The following is a 14,751-nucleotide window of genomic DNA, read 5'->3' as shown; positions in this document are numbered from 1 at the left end:
TCCATGGCCCCCACGGTCTTCTACCTCTCGCCGCTGCCGAACGTCGGCGAGCTCGCCGTGCTCGACGGCAAGGAAGGGCATCACGCCGCGACAGTGCGACGCATTCGCGTCGGCGAGCGGGTGTTGCTCGGTGACGGAGCAGGCGGATTGGCCGACACGGTTGTCGCTGCTGCGGAGAAGAACCGACTGGAACTGACCGTGGAGTCGCGCAGCGAGATGCCGCGTCCCACTCCGCGGGTGACTCTCGTGCAAGCACTGCCGAAGGCAGACCGATCGGAGCTCGCCGTCGAACTGGCCACCGAAGCCGGCGTCGACGCCGTGGTGCCGTGGCAGTCGGCACGGTGTGTCGCACGGTGGGAGGGCCCCAAGGCGTCGAAGGGCGTCGCGAAGTGGCGCAGTACGGCGGCGGAAGCAGCCAAGCAGTCGCGTCGGGCCTACATTCCCGAGGTCGCGGAGCTGCACGATTCACGAGAGGTCTACGCCCTGGTGGGCGACGTCGTGGCGCGCGGAGGAATCGTCGCCGTGCTGCACGAGGCGGCCACCTCGGCGTTTCGGGACCTGCCGTTCGACTCCGTGCCGGAAGTAGTCATCGTCGTCGGACCCGAGGGCGGGCTCGACGACCGGGAAGTCGCTGCTCTGACCGAGGCCGGTGCCACCCCGGTGGTGCTGGGCCCGACGGTGTTACGCACGTCGACGGCCGGCGCCGTTGCCCTCGGCGCACTGGGCGTGCTGACTTCGCGGTGGACGCAGCTACCACCCGATTTCCAGAACCCATGAGCGCACGGATCAGGATCGCGTACGGCGATCACCCCGAGCAGTTCGGCCACCTCTACCTGCCTTCCGAGCCGGTCGATGCCACGACTCCGGTCGTGGTGGTGGTGCACGGCGGATTCTGGAGCGGACAGTACGGATCCAATCTGGCAACCCAGTTCGCGCGCGCCGTTGCCGCAGCCGGGGCGGTGGCGTGGAACATCGAGTACCGACGCGTCGGCGCGGGCGGGCATTGGCCGGAAATGCGGGCCGATGTGGCGGCAGCGCTCGACGTGGTGGCCGGGGAAATGCAGGACCACGCCCCGGTCGGAATCGACGACGTCCGCGTCATCGGGCATTCGGCAGGTGGGCACTTGGCGGTGTGGCTCGGCGGCGAGACCGGCACCGAGGTTCGTCCCTCGCGCATCGTCTCGCAGGCGGGCGTTCTCGATCTCGAGCCCCGAGGTGCATCGGGGCGCACCAACCCGGCCGTCGAGGCGCTCCTGCAAGCCCGGTACGAGGACGATCCCCAGTTGTACCGGTCGGCCTCACCCGCGGCCCGTGTGCCCATCGGCATCCCGACGATCGTCCTGCACGGTTCCGAGGACGTCCAGGTACCGGTAGCGCAGAGCGAGCGGTACGTCGCGTATGCGAAGGCCGCCGGAGACGATGCCCGGTTGACGGTCGTGCCGGGGGAGGACCACTTCGCCTTCCTGAACCCCGATTCGCGATGCTGGGCGCTCTCGCTCGACGCGGTGCTGGGCGGGACCAGCAGGTAATCGGAATGCGCATCGTTCCTGCGGCGTTAAACTTGGTCCCAACCCGGGTACAGCTGCAACCAGTCGAAACAAGAGAGCAGGCCATAGCCACCACGTGAGTGAACACAGCGAATTTCCCGCCGAGCGCGACGTTCGGTCCACCTTGGAACTCGCCCCCGAAGCAGTGATGCCCCTGCTGGGACAGTCCGACGAGAACCTGCGGACTCTCGAGCAGCTGTTGACGGCAGACATCCACGTACGAGGAAACGCCGTGACGCTCACCGGAAAAGTAGCGGACGTCGCGCTCGCCGAACGAGTGATCTCCGAGTTGGCAGCGCTGGCCAAGCGTGCTCAGCCGCTCACTCCCGATGCGGTTCGTCGATCGATCGCCATGCTCACCGAGGGCGTGTCCGATTCGCCCGCCGAGGTGTTGAGCCTGGACATCCTCTCGCGCCGCGGCAAGACGATCCGGCCCAAGACGCTGAACCAGAAGCGATACGTGGACGCGATCGACGCCAACACCATCGTGTTCGGTATCGGTCCGGCAGGTACCGGCAAGACCTACCTGGCGATGGCCAAGGCCGTGCAGGCGTTGCAGACCAAGCAGGTCAGCCGCATCATCCTGACGCGTCCGGCAGTGGAGGCGGGGGAGCGGCTGGGATTCCTGCCCGGAACCCTGCACGAGAAGATCGACCCGTACCTGCGTCCGCTGCACGATGCGTTGCACGACATGATGGACGACGAAGCGATCCCGAAGCTGATGCAGGCCGGTGTCATCGAAGTGGCCCCGCTCGCGTACATGCGCGGTCGCACGCTCAACGACGCATTCATCATTCTCGACGAGGCGCAGAACACCACCGCCGAGCAGATGAAGATGTTCCTGACGCGACTCGGATTCGGCTCGAAGATCGTTGTCACCGGCGACGTGACCCAGGTCGACCTTCCCGGAGGCGCACGATCGGGACTGCGCGCTGCGTCCGAGATTCTGACCGACGTCGACGACATCCACTTCGCCGAGCTCACCAGCAGCGACGTGGTGCGGCACCGGTTGGTCTCGGAAATCGTCGACGCGTACGAGCGGTTCGAGTCGACATCGGAAGACGTCATTCCCAATCGGGCGCAACGCCGGACCGGTGGACCGCGTTCGGCGAGAAGATGATTCGGGTTTTCATGACGACAAGCACAGGCAACGAGAGCGTGGTAGTGGCTAGATGAGTATCGAAGTGTCCAACGAGTCGGGGATGGACATCTCCGAACCCGAGCTGGTCTCGGTCGCGCGGTTCGCGATCGCCGGCATGGACGTGCATCCCGCGGCGGAACTGTCTATGGTGCTGGTGGATTCGGCAACGATGGCCGATCTGCACATGCGGTGGATGGACCTGCCGGGCCCCACCGACGTGATGTCGTTTCCGATGGACGAGTTGGAGCCGGGGGGTCGCCCCGATGCACCCGAGCCCGGACCTGCGATGCTCGGCGATATCGTGCTGTGCCCGTCGTTCGCCGCGGATCAGGCTGCGGCAGCCGGGCATTCGCTCGAGCACGAGCTGGCGTTGCTGACCGTGCACGGAGTGCTGCACCTGCTCGGGTACGACCACGCCGAGCCGGACGAAGAAAAAGAGATGTTCGAGCTGCAGAACCGACTGCTGGCCGAATGGTACGAGGACGCTCGACGGGCAGAGCAGGCCGCCGAACAGGCCGTTCGCGATGCCCGGCTGCTCGGCAAGGCCGGTTTCGTCGACGGTATCGATCGATGATGTGCGTGGTCGAACGAGAAGAAGTGCGGGGTCGTAGCGCGTGAGCAGTGCTGTTGCGCTCATCGTGTTCGCCGTGCTTCTCGTTCCCCTCGGGGGCCTGTTCGCAGCCGTCGATTCCGCGTTGAACACTGTCTCGCGGGCGCGTATCGACGATATGGTCAAGGACGAGCGGCCCGGTGCCAGCGGCCTCGTCGTCGTGGTCGGCGACCGCCCGCGGTACGTGAATCTGATGGTGCTGCTACGTATTCTGTGCGAAATCGGCGGCACCGTACTGCTCGCAGGTGGCTTGACCCAGTTGATCGACTCGTCCACAGCGTTGTTGATCACCGCAGTGGCCATGGTGCTGGTCAGCTATGTCGTGATCGGTGTCGGTCCGCGAACTCTGGGCCGTCAGCATGCGTACTCGATAGCGTTGGCGGCTGCGCTGCCTTTGCGTGCACTCGGATGGCTTCTCGGACCGATCAGCAGGTTGCTCATTCTCATCGGTAACGCGATCACCCCGGGTAAGGGATTTCGCAACGGCCCCTTCGCTTCCGAGATCGAACTGCGGGAATTGGTCGACATGGCCCGCGAGCGCGGCGTGGTGGCCGACGACGAGCGACGAATGATCCAATCGGTGTTCGAGTTGGGCGACACCTCTGCCCGTGAGGTCATGGTTCCCCGGCCCGAGATGGTGTGGATCGAGTCCGACAAGTCGGCCGGGCAGGCCACCTCGCTTGCGGTCCGCAGCGGACACTCACGGATCCCGGTGATCGGGGAGAACGTCGACGACGTCGTGGGCGTCGTGTATCTCAAAGACCTTGTGCAGCAGACGTATTACTCCACCGACGGTGGCCGCGGAGTGCAGGTGTCCGAGCTCATGCGTCCGGCCGTGTTCGTTCCCGACTCCAAGGCTCTCGACAGTCTGCTCGCCGAGATGCAGCGCGATCGGAACCACATGGCCCTGCTCGTCGACGAATACGGCGGTATCGCAGGCCTGGTGACGATCGAGGACGTGATCGAGGAGATCGTCGGTGAGATCGCCGACGAGTACGACTCCGACGAGGTTGCGCCCATCGAGGAACTCGACGACGGCCGCTATCGGCTGTCCTCCCGATTGCCGCTCGAGGATCTCGGTGAGATCTTCGGCATGGACATCGAATCCGAGGAGGTCGACACCGTCGGCGGCCTGCTCGGCTACGAACTCGGCCGAGTGCCGCTCCCCGGGTCGCAGGTGGTCACGCACGGATTGCTGTTGCGCGGCGAAGGCGGTGCCGACCCCAAGGGGCGCGTTCGAATCACCACCGTGCTGGTCGAAAAGCTCGAAACCGACGAAGAATCCACCGAGGACGAACACTCGTCCGACGTCACTCGCCAACACTGAAATCTGGAAGGTGCTCTTGTGTCCGAGCAGAACAACGAAGAGTTTCGATCCGGATTCGTCTGTTTCGTAGGCCGGCCCAACACCGGCAAGTCCACGCTGACCAATGCGTTGGTGGGATCGAAGATCGCCATCACGTCCTCGCGTCCTCAGACGACGCGCCACACCATTCGCGGCATCGTCCACCGCGAGCACGCCCAGCTGATCCTGGTCGACACCCCCGGCCTGCACCGGCCGAGAACACTACTGGGGCAACGCCTCAACGATCTGGTGCAGGACACCTACTCCGAGGTCGACGTCATCGGGCTGTGCATCCCGGCGGACGAGAAGATCGGGCCGGGCGACCGGTGGATTCTCGAACAGGTACGGCACATCGCGCCCAAGACGACGCTCATCGGCATCGTGACCAAGATCGACAAGGTCAAGAAGGAACGCGTCGTACAGCAGCTGATGTCGCTGTCGAAGCTGCTGGGCGAGAACTCGCACGTGATCCCGGTGTCGGCCGAATCGGGTGAGCAGATCGAGAAGCTCGTCGATCTGCTGGCCTCCGAACTGCCGCAGGGACCGGCGTTCTACCCCGACGGCGAGCTCACGGACGAGCCCGAGGAAATCCTCATGGCCGAGCTCATTCGCGAGGCCGCGCTCGAAGGCGTCCGCGACGAGTTGCCCCACTCGCTCGCCGTCGTCATCGACGAGGTCACTCCCCGTGAGGGCCACGACAACATGCTCGACGTGCACGCCATCATGTACGTGGAGCGATCGAGCCAGAAGGCGATCATCATCGGCAAGGGCGGTGTCCGACTCAAAGAGGTCGGCACGGCGTCGCGACTACAGATCGAGAAGCTGCTGGGCACCAGGATCTACCTGGACCTGCACGTCAAAATCGCAAAGGACTGGCAGACCGACCCGAAGCAGATGGGCAAGCTCGGCTTCTGACGTGCACGGCAATTCGTAGCAGGCTACGAAGTTTCGTTCACCTGGGTCCACCAGGGTTCGGGGCGCTTACGGTGCCACTGCAGCACGTTCTCGAGTTGAGCGGCAACGGAAATCAGCAGCGGCTCCGAGGATTCGTGACCCATCAACTGCAGTCCGATCGGCAGGCCTCCGGTGGTGAAACCAGCGGGCACGTTGACGCTCGGCCAGCCCAGTACGTTCCAGGGCCAGGTGTACGGGCAGTGTTCGGTGATGACCCGATCGGTATCGGCGTTGGAGATGCCGTCGATGGCGTCGATCCGGGGTGGTGGGGTGGCGGTGGTCGGTGCGAGCACGATGTCGTACTCGTCGAAGAACCGGCCTATTCGACGCCCGATGCGAGGTTCCGCCGCGCGTGCTGCACGCAGTGGCGCTCCGGCGAGAGCCCGGCCGCTCCTGGCATTGGCTCGGGTTCTGGGGTCGGCGAGAGACGGATCGGGAAGCCTATCGACCCACGTCGCCACACCTGCCAGTGAGCGCGGTAAGAAGTTGAGCCCCAACAACATTCCGTAGGCGGGGTCGTCGACGACCACCCGGTGCCCGAGCAATTTGAGAACCGCAGCCATCTCGTAGGCGGCACCGGCGATCTCGGGGTCCAGTGCGGCGGGCGTAGGAATGAACGGCTTACGCAGGCTCAGTGCTATGCGCAACGGGCCGGGGTCGCGCCCGACGGCGTCGGAGACGGTCAGCGGTACGGGACGGTGCAGATCCCCGTCGTGACTACCGGAGACCACGTCGAGAAGAAGTGCCGCGTCGGCGACGGTACGTGCGAGCGGGCCGATGACGGTGATGCCGTTGAACGCCTCGGGCTCCGGCCAGGACGATATCCGTCCGCGTTGCGGCTTGATGCCCACGAGGTTGGTCCACGATGCCGGAATCCGTACCGAGCCGGCACCGTCGGAACCCAGAGCGGCAGAGACCAATTCGGCCGCCACCGCGGCCGAACTGCCACCCGAGGAGCCGCCGGGCGTGCGCTCGCGGTTCCACGGATTGCGGGTGTGCCCGAAAACGCCGCCGGTCAGCGGCCACTGGCCGAGCTCGGGGCTGTTGGTCTTGCCCACGATGACGGCTCCGGCCGCACGCAGTCTGCGCACCACCTCCGAGTCCGCGGTGGCGGGCGGAAAGTCTCCCGCGCAACCGAAGGCGGTCGGTTCGCCGGTGACGTCCACGTCGTCCTTGACGGCGATCGGTACGCCGAGCAGGGGAGCGGTTCTGCCGGCAGCTCGCAGGCGATCCGCCTCGGCTGCCTCTGCGAGCGCGGCGCTGCGTCGCACGATGCGGAACGCATTGAGAGTCGGTTGGCTCTTCTCGATTCGATCGAGAGATGCGGTCACCGCCTGCACCGAGGTGATGCGACCCGACGCGAGTTCGGCGGCCTGGGCAACGAGGGTCGACCGATGAAAATCCACGCCTGCACAGTATCGACTCCTCGCCAGCGCGGGAACGGTCATAACCGCTGCGCGCGTGGGACACTGGAGTACGTGAGGCCATACCGTGACAACGCAGTCGTCCTGCGCCAGCACAAGCTGGGTGAGGCCGATCGCATCGTCACGTTGTTGACCAGGGAGAACGGGATCGTTCGGGCCGTCGCCAAGGGGGTTCGCCGCACCAAGTCCAAGTTCGGTGCGCGGCTGGAGCCTTTTGCGCACATCGATGTCCTGCTCTATCCCGGACGCAACCTCGACATCGTGACTCAGGTGCACACGGTCGACGCTTTCGGTGGAGACATCGTTGCCGATTACGGCCGATACACCACCGGCTGCGCCGTTCTCGAAACCGCCGAACGGCTGGCGGGTGAAGAACATGCACCCGCGCAGCGACTGCATCAGCTGACCGTCGGTGCCCTCCGCGCCCTCGCACAGCACATCCGGCCTCCCGAACTGGTGCTCGACGCATATCTGCTGCGCGCGATGGGCTTCGCCGGATGGGCTCCCGCGCTGACCGACTGCGCTCGGTGCGCAGCGGTCGGGCCACACCGAGCATTCCACGTCGCTGCAGGCGGAGCGGTGTGCGTCCATTGCCGACCACCGGGATCGGCGACGCCCTCGACCGGTGTTCTCGACCTGATGGTCGCGCTCGAGCGGGGTGAGTGGGAGTACACCGTCACCACCTCCGATGCGGTCCGCAAGCAGGCCAGTGGACTGGTGGCGGCGCATCTGCAATGGCACCTGGAACGGCAGCTGCGCACACTTCCGCTCATCGAACGCTCGCATCCGCATCAGGTGCCGCTGGCGCAACCTGACTCCGTGTTCGCCGACACCGTCGGGCAGGATGGGGACCGTGATTCGACGACGAGAGCCGCAACCCCGGCCTGACGAACAGTCGGCAGTGCGCCCTCCCGATCCGCATCCCTCGGGGGCGCGGCCGCCGATCCTGCAGCCGGAACTGATTCCTCGCCACGTCGCGCTGGTGATGGACGGCAACGGTCGATGGGCACAGGATCGTGGTCTGCCGCGCACCGCGGGGCACGAGCAGGGTGAAGCGGTGCTCATGGACACCGTCTGCGGGTGCATCGAGATCGGGGTCAAGTGGCTCTCCGCGTACGCATTCTCGACCGAGAACTGGAAGCGTAGTCCGGACGAGGTCAAATTTCTGATGGGCTTCAACCGTGACGTCATTCGTCGTCGACGCGACGAGATGAACGAGATGGGCGTCCGGGTCCGCTGGGCAGGCCGTCGACCCAGGTTGTGGGGCAGCGTCATCAAGGAACTCGAAGTTGCCGAGGAGTTGACGAAACGCAACACCGTGATGACATTGACGATGTGCGTCAATTACGGTGGTCGAGCCGAGATCGCCGATGCCACAAGGGAAATCGCTCGCCAGGTGGCGGCGGGCAAGCTGAATCCCGAGAAGATCACCGAGGCCACCGTCGCCAAGTACCTCGACGAGTCGGATATGCCCGACGTGGATCTGTTCCTGCGTCCGTCGGGGGAGCAGAGAACGTCGAACTTCTTGCTGTGGCAATCCGCCTACGCGGAGTTCGTGTTCCAGAAGAAGCTGTTCCCGGACTTCGACCGTCGGGATCTCTGGGAGGCATGCATCGAATTCGCCTCGCGAGACCGACGATTCGGCGGAGTGAAATATGAGTGACGAGGTATCGGGCCTGACCCTGCAGGCCCGCGCACAGTTGGCGCTCTCGCAGTTCGCCACGGTAACGCTCGGTGAGGAAGGCTCACTGGGGTTCGATTATGCGGGCGCGTTGTGCTCGCTACGCGCTGTTGCGCTCTCGCCCGAACTCGAGGTGCTCTCGCTCACCGCGGTATTGGCCTGGGACCGGCCGCTCAAGCCGGCTCTGCACAAGAAGGTCGCCGACCGCAATGCGGATTCACAGTTCGGCGCGATCTCGGTCAACACCCACGACAAACTCGCGGATGTGTTGCTGCGCTACACCTTTCCGGCCAACGGTTTGGACGACGAGGCGATGCTGACAATGCTCATCCTGGTTCTCGCCGGAGTCGAGAAGGCGCGCGAGGGCCTGCTGCCCTGAATCGTCAGCTAAGGTTTGCCTGTACTTACTTCCAGTAGAGGCGGATGCGATGACTGTGCGGTGGACCCGAATGCTGACGGCGCTGGTGGCGGTGGTCGCCCTCGGCGCATCCGTGACGGCCTGTTCTGCGGCAGACCCCGAAGAGACGGCGACACAGACGGCGGACGGTGCGTTTCCGGTCGTCATCGATCACATCTACGGCAGCACGACCATCACCGAGAAGCCGACGCGCATCGTCACACTCGGGGTGTCCGACGCCGATGCGGTCATCGCGCTCGGCACCGTTCCCGTCGGAAATACCGGATACACCTTCTACGAGACCGGACTGGGCCCGTGGACCGACGAGTTGGTCGGCGATGCGCCTTTGACGCTGCTCGGATCGGAGTCCGAGCCGAACTTCGAGCTGATCGCCTCTCTGGCACCGGATCTGATCACCGGGCTCAACGCGGGTTTCGACGAGGCGACCTACGCCAGGCTCAGCGACATCGCGCCGACCGTCGCTCGCCCTGCAGGGTCGGCGGCCTATGCCGTCGATCGTGAGGTGGCCACCGACACCATCGCTCGGGCGATGGGTGAACGCGACCGCGGCGAGCAGTTGAACGCGCAGACCGACGATGCGCTCGAACAGGTTCGAAACGACCACCCCGAGTTCTCGGGTAAGACTGCAGCAGTGGTACTTCCGTACGACGGCCAGTTCGGCGCATACCTACCCGGTGATGCCCGCGGCACATTCGTCACTTCGCTGGGCTTCGAGGTCCCGGAATCGATCCGCGCCAAGGACGACGGCACCAACTTCTTCGTTCCGGTCTCGTCCGAGAACATCTCGATGCTCGACGCGGACCTGGTGCTCTATCTCGGTACCGGCGACGACATCGACGTGGTGGCGGAGAACCCGATTTTCGGAACGCTCGATGCTGCACGGCGCGATGCGATCGTTCCGTTGTCCACCAATCAGCGTGGAGCGATCACGTACAACTCTGTGCTGTCGATTCCGTTCGCCATCGACGCATTGGTGCCTCGCGTCTCCCAGGCTGTTGCCTGAACGCAGTCAGCGAGCGGCGGCGCTGCACTGACTGCAGGTGCCGAATATCTCGATGGTGTGGCTGACATCGGTGAATCCGTTGGATTCGGCGACGCTCTGTGACCACTTTTCGACGGTGGGGCCTTCGACCTCGACGGTGAAGCCGCACGAGCGGCACACCAGGTGATGGTGATGGCCCGAGGAGCAGCGCCGGTAGACCGACTCGCCGTTGTCGGTGCGCAGCACGTCGACAGTTCCGGCGTCGGCCAAGGTCTGGAGCGTGCGATAGACGGTGGTGAGGCCGATTCCTTCACCGCGCCTGCGCAATTCGTCGTGCAGATCCTGTGCGGACTTGAACTCCTCGATCGTGTCCAACAGATCCGAGATCGCGCTGCGCTGCTTGGTGGCCCGCACTCCGACGACGACGGGTCGTCTCGTTGTGGCGGTGTCGGTGGACTTGTCGGTCACAGGTTCCGGCCTTCCTCGGCGTGGGCCACGGCGTCGACGACGATGTGGGAGAGGTGATCGTCGACCAATCGGTACAGGACCTCGCGACCGTTGCGTTCTCCACGCACTACGCCCGCCGCCTTGAGTACCCGAAGGTGCTGGCTGATCAAGGGTTGCGTGACACCGAGGGCGACGACGAGCTCGTGGACGCATCGCTCCGACTCGCGTAGCTGCAGAACGATGGCGATGCGCACCGGTGCCGCGAGCGCACGCAGGATGTCACCGGCGGCAGTGAGAATTTCCTTCGACGGCATCGGAGCCGGGGGAGCGACGGCAAACGGATCCTCCGAATGCATCTGATGCTCCGGGTCCTGCAGGTGGGTCGAGTCTGTTTCCACACTGGACACGGTTGCGGCTCCTTCTGTGACCGGCTTGCCGCCGGCCAATTCTCCCTGCACGATCGTTCGTCTCGGCACCAGGTTAGTGCAGTAATCGTTATTGCAAATCATATTCATTGTGATATGCACAGGTACGCATGTCAATTTCGCCCCCGACCGCTGTTCGGATTCGGTTGCCGAGCCAGATAGTCTGATCAGGGCGAAAACCGCCGATGTCACCTCTTACACGATGTAACCGAAGATGGAGAGCTCCGCCAGTGGCACCCAAGTCCAAAGTCGAAACCGTCGCCAACCTCGCCAAGCGCAGAGGCCTCGTCTACCCGTGCGGCGAGATCTACGGCGGTACCAAGTCGGCCTGGGACTACGGTCCGCTGGGCGTCGAGCTCAAGGAGAACATCAAGAAGCAGTGGTGGCGCAACATGATCACCAGCCGCGACGATACCGTCGGGCTGGACTCCTCGGTGATCCTGCCACGTCAGGTGTGGGAGGCATCGGGCCACGTCGAGACGTTCTCCGATCCGTTGGTGGAGTCGCTGCACACGCACAAGCGCTACCGCGCCGACCACCTCATCGAGGCGTACGAGGAGAAGCACGGCCACCCGCCGGAGAACGGCCTGGCCGACATCCGCGATCCCGAGACCGGTGAGCCCGGCTCGTGGACCGAACCGCGCGCATTCTCGGGCCTGCTCAAGACCTTCCTCGGCCCGGTCGACAACGAAGAGGGCCTGCACTACTTGCGTCCCGAGACTGCGCAGGGCATCTTCGTCAACTTCGCCAACGTGTTGACCACCTCGCGCAAGAAGCCGCCGTTCGGCATCGGCCAGATCGGCAAGAGCTTCCGCAACGAGATCACCCCCGGAAACTTCATCTTCCGAACTCGCGAGTTCGAGCAGATGGAGATGGAGTTCTTCGTCAAGCCGGGCGAGGACGACGAGTGGCACCAGTACTGGATCGATTACCGCATGAAGTGGTACACCGACCTCGGTATCGACCCGGAGAACCTGCGGCTCTACGAGCACGCCAAGGAGAAGCTGTCGCACTACTCCAAGCGCACCGTCGACATCGAGTACAAGTTCGGTTTCCAGGGCAGTGCGTGGGGCGAGCTCGAAGGCGTCGCGAACCGCACCGACTACGATCTCTCGGTGCACTCGAAGGCGTCGGGCCAGGACCTGAGCTACTACGAGCAGGCCACCGACACCCGCTACACGCCGTACGTCATCGAACCTGCAGCCGGTCTGACGCGTTCGCTGATGGCGTTCCTCGTCGACGCGTACAGCGAGGACGAGGCCCCCAATGCCAAGGGTGGCGTCGACAAGCGGGTTGTGCTCAAGCTCGATCGTCGTCTGGCACCGGTGAAGGTTGCGGTGCTCCCGCTCTCGCGTAACGCGGACCTGACACCCAAGGCGAAAGATCTTGCGCAGCAACTACGTCAGTACTGGAACGTCGAATTCGACGACGCCGGAGCCATCGGTCGCCGCTACCGTCGTCAGGACGAGATCGGCACCCCGTTCTGCATCACCGTCGACTTCGACACCCTCGACGATCACGCCGTCACCATTCGTGAACGCGACACGATGGCGCAGGAGCGCGTCGCTCTCGATCAGGTCGAGGGTTACATCGCGTCTCGGCTGATCGGGGCGTAAGAGCCTCACGTAACCGACAGGGCCCGATCTCTTCGTGAGATCGGGCCCTTGTCGTCTATCGGTGGAGATTCAGAAGCGGCCGCCGCCACCACCGAAGCCGCCGCCTCCTCCGCCACCGCCGCCGAAGCCGCCGCCACCGCCGAATCCACCACCGAAGCCGCCGCCCCCGCCGCCACGTAGGACGCTGTTGATCAGGATGCCGCCGAGCACTGCGCCCGCGATGTTGCCGCCGCCGCTGCCCCCGCCGAAGCCGCCGCCGCGTGGCCCGTGGCGGTTCTCCCAGTTCTGCACATCCGACTGAGCGATCTGCGATGCGCGCGAGGCCAATTGGCTGGCGGCGTGCGCATGCTTGAGAGCTTCGTCGGGATTCTCCGGTTCGAGCTGTCGAGCAGCACCGAGATGCCGTTCGGCCTCGGACAGGCGCGTTCTGGCATCGGCTCCGACGCCGCCTCGACGCGTCGAGATGTAATCCGCGGCAGCGGTGATCTGCGCCTGAGCGGCTGCGATATCGCGATCCAGACGTGCCCGCAGCTGGTCCTCTGCAGCCTTTTCGGCCGAGGCCTCGTCGACGATCTTCTCGAGTTCGGCATCGGCTTCGGCGAGCGCGGTGTAACTGCCGAGTGGGTCCGAGGACTGCGCCGTCTCAGCGTTCTTCAGCGCCGTCTGTGCAGCGGTCATGGCCGATTGCAGTTCCGCACCACCGTGCTCGACCAGGCCGCGAGCCTGGTCGATGTCGCGGCGGACGTCCGCGATGGCGTCGGGCAGCGTGGCGATGGCGTGCCTGATGTCGTCACGAGCATGGTCGACGCCGTCGAGCAATGTCTTGGCCTGGTCGACGGCTCGTTCGGCCGTACGAATCGCGGTGACGGCCGGACCCTGCTTGCCGGGTGGGAGCGCTGCCGCGGTGCGGCCGGCCTCGATGTTCTGCTCGGCCAGAGCCAGGCGGTCCTTGGCCATCGTGACGTTGTCTGCGATGGATCGCAGTGCCGTCTCGGAGAATTCCGAATGCAGTTGCGCAAGAAGGGTTTCCGATTGCGGAATCCTCACCGTCAACCCGATGATTGCCTGGGTGAGCTCGTCGAGATGCGACCCGGCATTCATCACCAGGTCGCGGAATCCGTCGAATTCCTCGACACGCGAATCGAGTTCACGATCGGCCTGCCCACACGAGGAGATTATCTCGACGAGCATCGCCCGTCGCTGATCGGGAGTTTCGGGAATGGCATCGTCGAGGCGTTGACGAATCTCGAAGGCCGACGCCAGGGCCTTCTTGGCGTTGTCGTAGGCGGTGATGAACGGCGCAGCCGCGGCGTCTCCGAATTCGCCTCGGGCGAGGTTCAATTCCTCTTCGCTGGCGCGCACCGCGTTGTCGGTCTCGATCAGAACTTCCTTGGCGCGGGTGTCGAGCACGTCGATCGGGAACTGGGCCAGAGCACTCGGGTCGCTCGGGTCGATCTTCGTTACCGCCTCGACCTCGGCCGCGACGCGGGCTTTCTTGCGCCGCGAGGAGTAGACGACAGCTCCGCCGCCTGCCACGGCCAGTACGCCGACGCCGATCAACAGTGGCGCGGACGATCCACTGCTGCCGCTCGACGCATAGGCCTCGCCGAGTGCGCCTGCGGCCGCGATGGCAGCTCCCGACCAATCCTCGTCGCCCAGTGCGGGTTCGACGTCGTTGACGCGAATATCGTCCTGCTCGGAGGTGGTGATCTGCGACAGACCGGTATTGACGCCGAGGTAGTACGAGCGATCGACGGTGGCCACGGCGAGCAGAACGTCACGCTGGCCCAGGTCGCTTCGCTGGTACGTCTGTTCGGCCCAACTCTCCGCCGACATATTGTCGAAATCTGCGACGTAGGTGACCCACAACCGCAACTGGCTGTTGCCGTAGAGGTCGTCGATCGACGTCTGCACCTCGGCCATCGAATCCGCGTCGAGGGCCTGCACGTTGTCGGTGAGCTGTGTGGCCAGTCGCGAAGGAGCCTCTGCGGAGGCAACCCCCGGCGCGAGCAAGACCGCTGCGAAGGTGGTCAGAGCCCCCACAGCGGCGACGCGGCGAAATCGACGGACCGACCTTCGGACGACCGAGCGTCGAACTACTGTGCTTCGGACCTCTGTGGCGCTGCTGTGCCGCCGGTGCTGGACTGCCATGCGCTGAAAT

Annotated in this window: 15 protein-coding genes; 11 read left to right on the top strand and 4 right to left on the bottom strand. The window is 64.8% G+C overall.

The features are described from left to right. Nucleotides 1-3 precede the first annotated feature (3 nt). From ACNEOT_RS20830 to era, 6 genes are all read left to right on the top strand, one after another. Nucleotides 4-777 (top strand): 16S rRNA (uracil(1498)-N(3))-methyltransferase, encoded by a 774-nt coding sequence (locus tag ACNEOT_RS20830; protein WP_415976522.1) that lies wholly within the window; start codon nucleotides 4-6, stop codon nucleotides 775-777. Continuing rightward, nucleotides 774-1,529: an alpha/beta hydrolase family protein gene (locus tag ACNEOT_RS20825; protein WP_415976520.1), complete on the top strand. Its 756-nt coding sequence runs from the start codon at nucleotides 774-776 to the stop codon at nucleotides 1,527-1,529. The genes ACNEOT_RS20830 and ACNEOT_RS20825 overlap by 4 nt, the downstream gene beginning before the upstream one ends. Before the next feature lie 94 nt (nucleotides 1,530-1,623). Then, complete coding sequence (locus ACNEOT_RS20820; protein WP_415976519.1) at nucleotides 1,624-2,667, top strand: PhoH family protein; 1,044 nt, start codon at nucleotides 1,624-1,626, stop codon at nucleotides 2,665-2,667. A 52-nt stretch (nucleotides 2,668-2,719) separates the two neighbouring features. Beyond that, nucleotides 2,720-3,262, top strand: a complete 543-nt coding sequence (gene ybeY, locus ACNEOT_RS20815; RefSeq protein ID WP_415976517.1) for an rRNA maturation RNase YbeY — start codon at nucleotides 2,720-2,722, stop codon at nucleotides 3,260-3,262. A gap of 40 nt (nucleotides 3,263-3,302) precedes the next feature. Continuing rightward, on the top strand, nucleotides 3,303-4,625 hold the full coding sequence (locus tag ACNEOT_RS20810; RefSeq protein WP_415976515.1) for a hemolysin family protein: 1,323 nt from the start codon (nucleotides 3,303-3,305) through the stop codon (nucleotides 4,623-4,625). A gap of 18 nt (nucleotides 4,626-4,643) precedes the next feature. Next, nucleotides 4,644-5,558 carry a GTPase Era gene (gene era, locus ACNEOT_RS20805; protein ID WP_415976513.1) on the top strand — a complete coding sequence of 305 codons (915 nt, stop codon included), beginning with the start codon at nucleotides 4,644-4,646 and terminating at the stop codon, nucleotides 5,556-5,558. Between the two features lie 23 nt (nucleotides 5,559-5,581). Here era and ACNEOT_RS20800 read toward each other — a convergent pair whose 3' ends face one another. Further along, complete coding sequence (locus ACNEOT_RS20800; RefSeq protein WP_415976511.1) at nucleotides 5,582-7,003, bottom strand: amidase; 1,422 nt, start codon at nucleotides 7,001-7,003, stop codon at nucleotides 5,582-5,584. A gap of 72 nt (nucleotides 7,004-7,075) precedes the next feature. Here ACNEOT_RS20800 and recO point away from each other — a divergent pair, with 72 nt between their 5' ends. From recO to ACNEOT_RS20780, 4 genes are read left to right on the top strand one after another with little or no spacing between them, the layout of a single operon-like run. Continuing rightward, nucleotides 7,076-7,909 (top strand): DNA repair protein RecO, encoded by an 834-nt coding sequence (gene recO / locus ACNEOT_RS20795; protein ID WP_415976509.1) that lies wholly within the window; start codon nucleotides 7,076-7,078, stop codon nucleotides 7,907-7,909. Then, nucleotides 7,866-8,684, top strand: a complete 819-nt coding sequence (locus ACNEOT_RS20790) for an isoprenyl transferase (protein ID WP_415976507.1) — start codon at nucleotides 7,866-7,868, stop codon at nucleotides 8,682-8,684. Before recO ends, ACNEOT_RS20790 begins: the two co-directional genes overlap by 44 nt. Beyond that, nucleotides 8,677-9,081: a hypothetical protein gene (locus ACNEOT_RS20785; protein ID WP_415976505.1), complete on the top strand. Its 405-nt coding sequence runs from the start codon at nucleotides 8,677-8,679 to the stop codon at nucleotides 9,079-9,081. The genes ACNEOT_RS20790 and ACNEOT_RS20785 overlap by 8 nt, the downstream gene beginning before the upstream one ends. A 49-nt stretch (nucleotides 9,082-9,130) precedes the next feature. Next, on the top strand, nucleotides 9,131-10,123 hold the full coding sequence (locus ACNEOT_RS20780) for an iron-siderophore ABC transporter substrate-binding protein (RefSeq protein WP_415976503.1): 993 nt from the start codon (nucleotides 9,131-9,133) through the stop codon (nucleotides 10,121-10,123). A 6-nt stretch (nucleotides 10,124-10,129) separates the two neighbouring features. Here ACNEOT_RS20780 and ACNEOT_RS20775 read toward each other — a convergent pair whose 3' ends face one another. Together ACNEOT_RS20775 and ACNEOT_RS20770 are read right to left on the bottom strand one after the other, a co-directional pair. After that, on the bottom strand, nucleotides 10,130-10,570 hold the full coding sequence (locus ACNEOT_RS20775; RefSeq protein WP_415976501.1) for a Fur family transcriptional regulator: 441 nt from the start codon (nucleotides 10,568-10,570) through the stop codon (nucleotides 10,130-10,132). Next, the gene (locus ACNEOT_RS20770; protein ID WP_415976716.1) at nucleotides 10,567-10,905 is read right to left on the bottom strand and encodes an ArsR/SmtB family transcription factor; all 339 of its coding nucleotides are present in this window, start codon (nucleotides 10,903-10,905) and stop codon (nucleotides 10,567-10,569) included. The genes ACNEOT_RS20775 and ACNEOT_RS20770 overlap by 4 nt, the downstream gene beginning before the upstream one ends. Nucleotides 10,906-11,204: 299 nt before the next feature. On the opposite strand from ACNEOT_RS20770, the gene ACNEOT_RS20765 reads away from it, so the two are divergent. Then, nucleotides 11,205-12,590: a glycine--tRNA ligase gene (locus tag ACNEOT_RS20765; protein ID WP_415976499.1), complete on the top strand. Its 1,386-nt coding sequence runs from the start codon at nucleotides 11,205-11,207 to the stop codon at nucleotides 12,588-12,590. Nucleotides 12,591-12,659: 69 nt separating this feature from the next. On the opposite strand, the gene ACNEOT_RS20760 is transcribed toward ACNEOT_RS20765, so the two are convergent. Then, nucleotides 12,660-14,741, bottom strand: a complete 2,082-nt coding sequence (locus tag ACNEOT_RS20760) for a TPM domain-containing protein (protein WP_415976497.1) — start codon at nucleotides 14,739-14,741, stop codon at nucleotides 12,660-12,662. Nucleotides 14,742-14,751 lie beyond the last annotated feature (10 nt).

It is taken from the genome of Rhodococcus sp. 077-4, from assembly GCF_047782425.1.
GTDB lineage: Bacteria > Actinomycetota > Actinomycetes > Mycobacteriales > Mycobacteriaceae > Rhodococcoides.
Note: the sequence above shows the minus strand (reverse complement) of the source record. Positions and strands in the feature narration are given on the sequence as shown.

Bases quoted from the DNA above. Each gene is read 5' to 3' on its own strand.
- ACNEOT_RS20780 (WP_415976503.1), top strand. From the start codon at position 9,131: ATGACTGTGCGGTGGACCCGAATGCTGACGGCGCTGGTGGCGGTGGTC.
- ybeY (WP_415976517.1), top strand. From the start codon at position 2,720: ATGAGTATCGAAGTGTCCAACGAGTCGGGGATGGACATCTCCGAACCC.
- ACNEOT_RS20830 (WP_415976522.1), top strand. From the start codon at position 4: ATGGCCCCCACGGTCTTCTACCTCTCGCCGCTGCCGAACGTCGGCGAG.
- ACNEOT_RS20770 (WP_415976716.1), bottom strand. From the start codon at position 10,905: ATGCATTCGGAGGATCCGTTTGCCGTCGCTCCCCCGGCTCCGATGCCG.
- ACNEOT_RS20760 (WP_415976497.1), bottom strand. From the start codon at position 14,741: ATGGCAGTCCAGCACCGGCGGCACAGCAGCGCCACAGAGGTCCGAAGC.
- ACNEOT_RS20785 (WP_415976505.1), top strand. From the start codon at position 8,677: ATGAGTGACGAGGTATCGGGCCTGACCCTGCAGGCCCGCGCACAGTTG.
- ACNEOT_RS20790 (WP_415976507.1), top strand. From the start codon at position 7,866: ATGGGGACCGTGATTCGACGACGAGAGCCGCAACCCCGGCCTGACGAA.
- ACNEOT_RS20825 (WP_415976520.1), top strand. From the start codon at position 774: ATGAGCGCACGGATCAGGATCGCGTACGGCGATCACCCCGAGCAGTTC.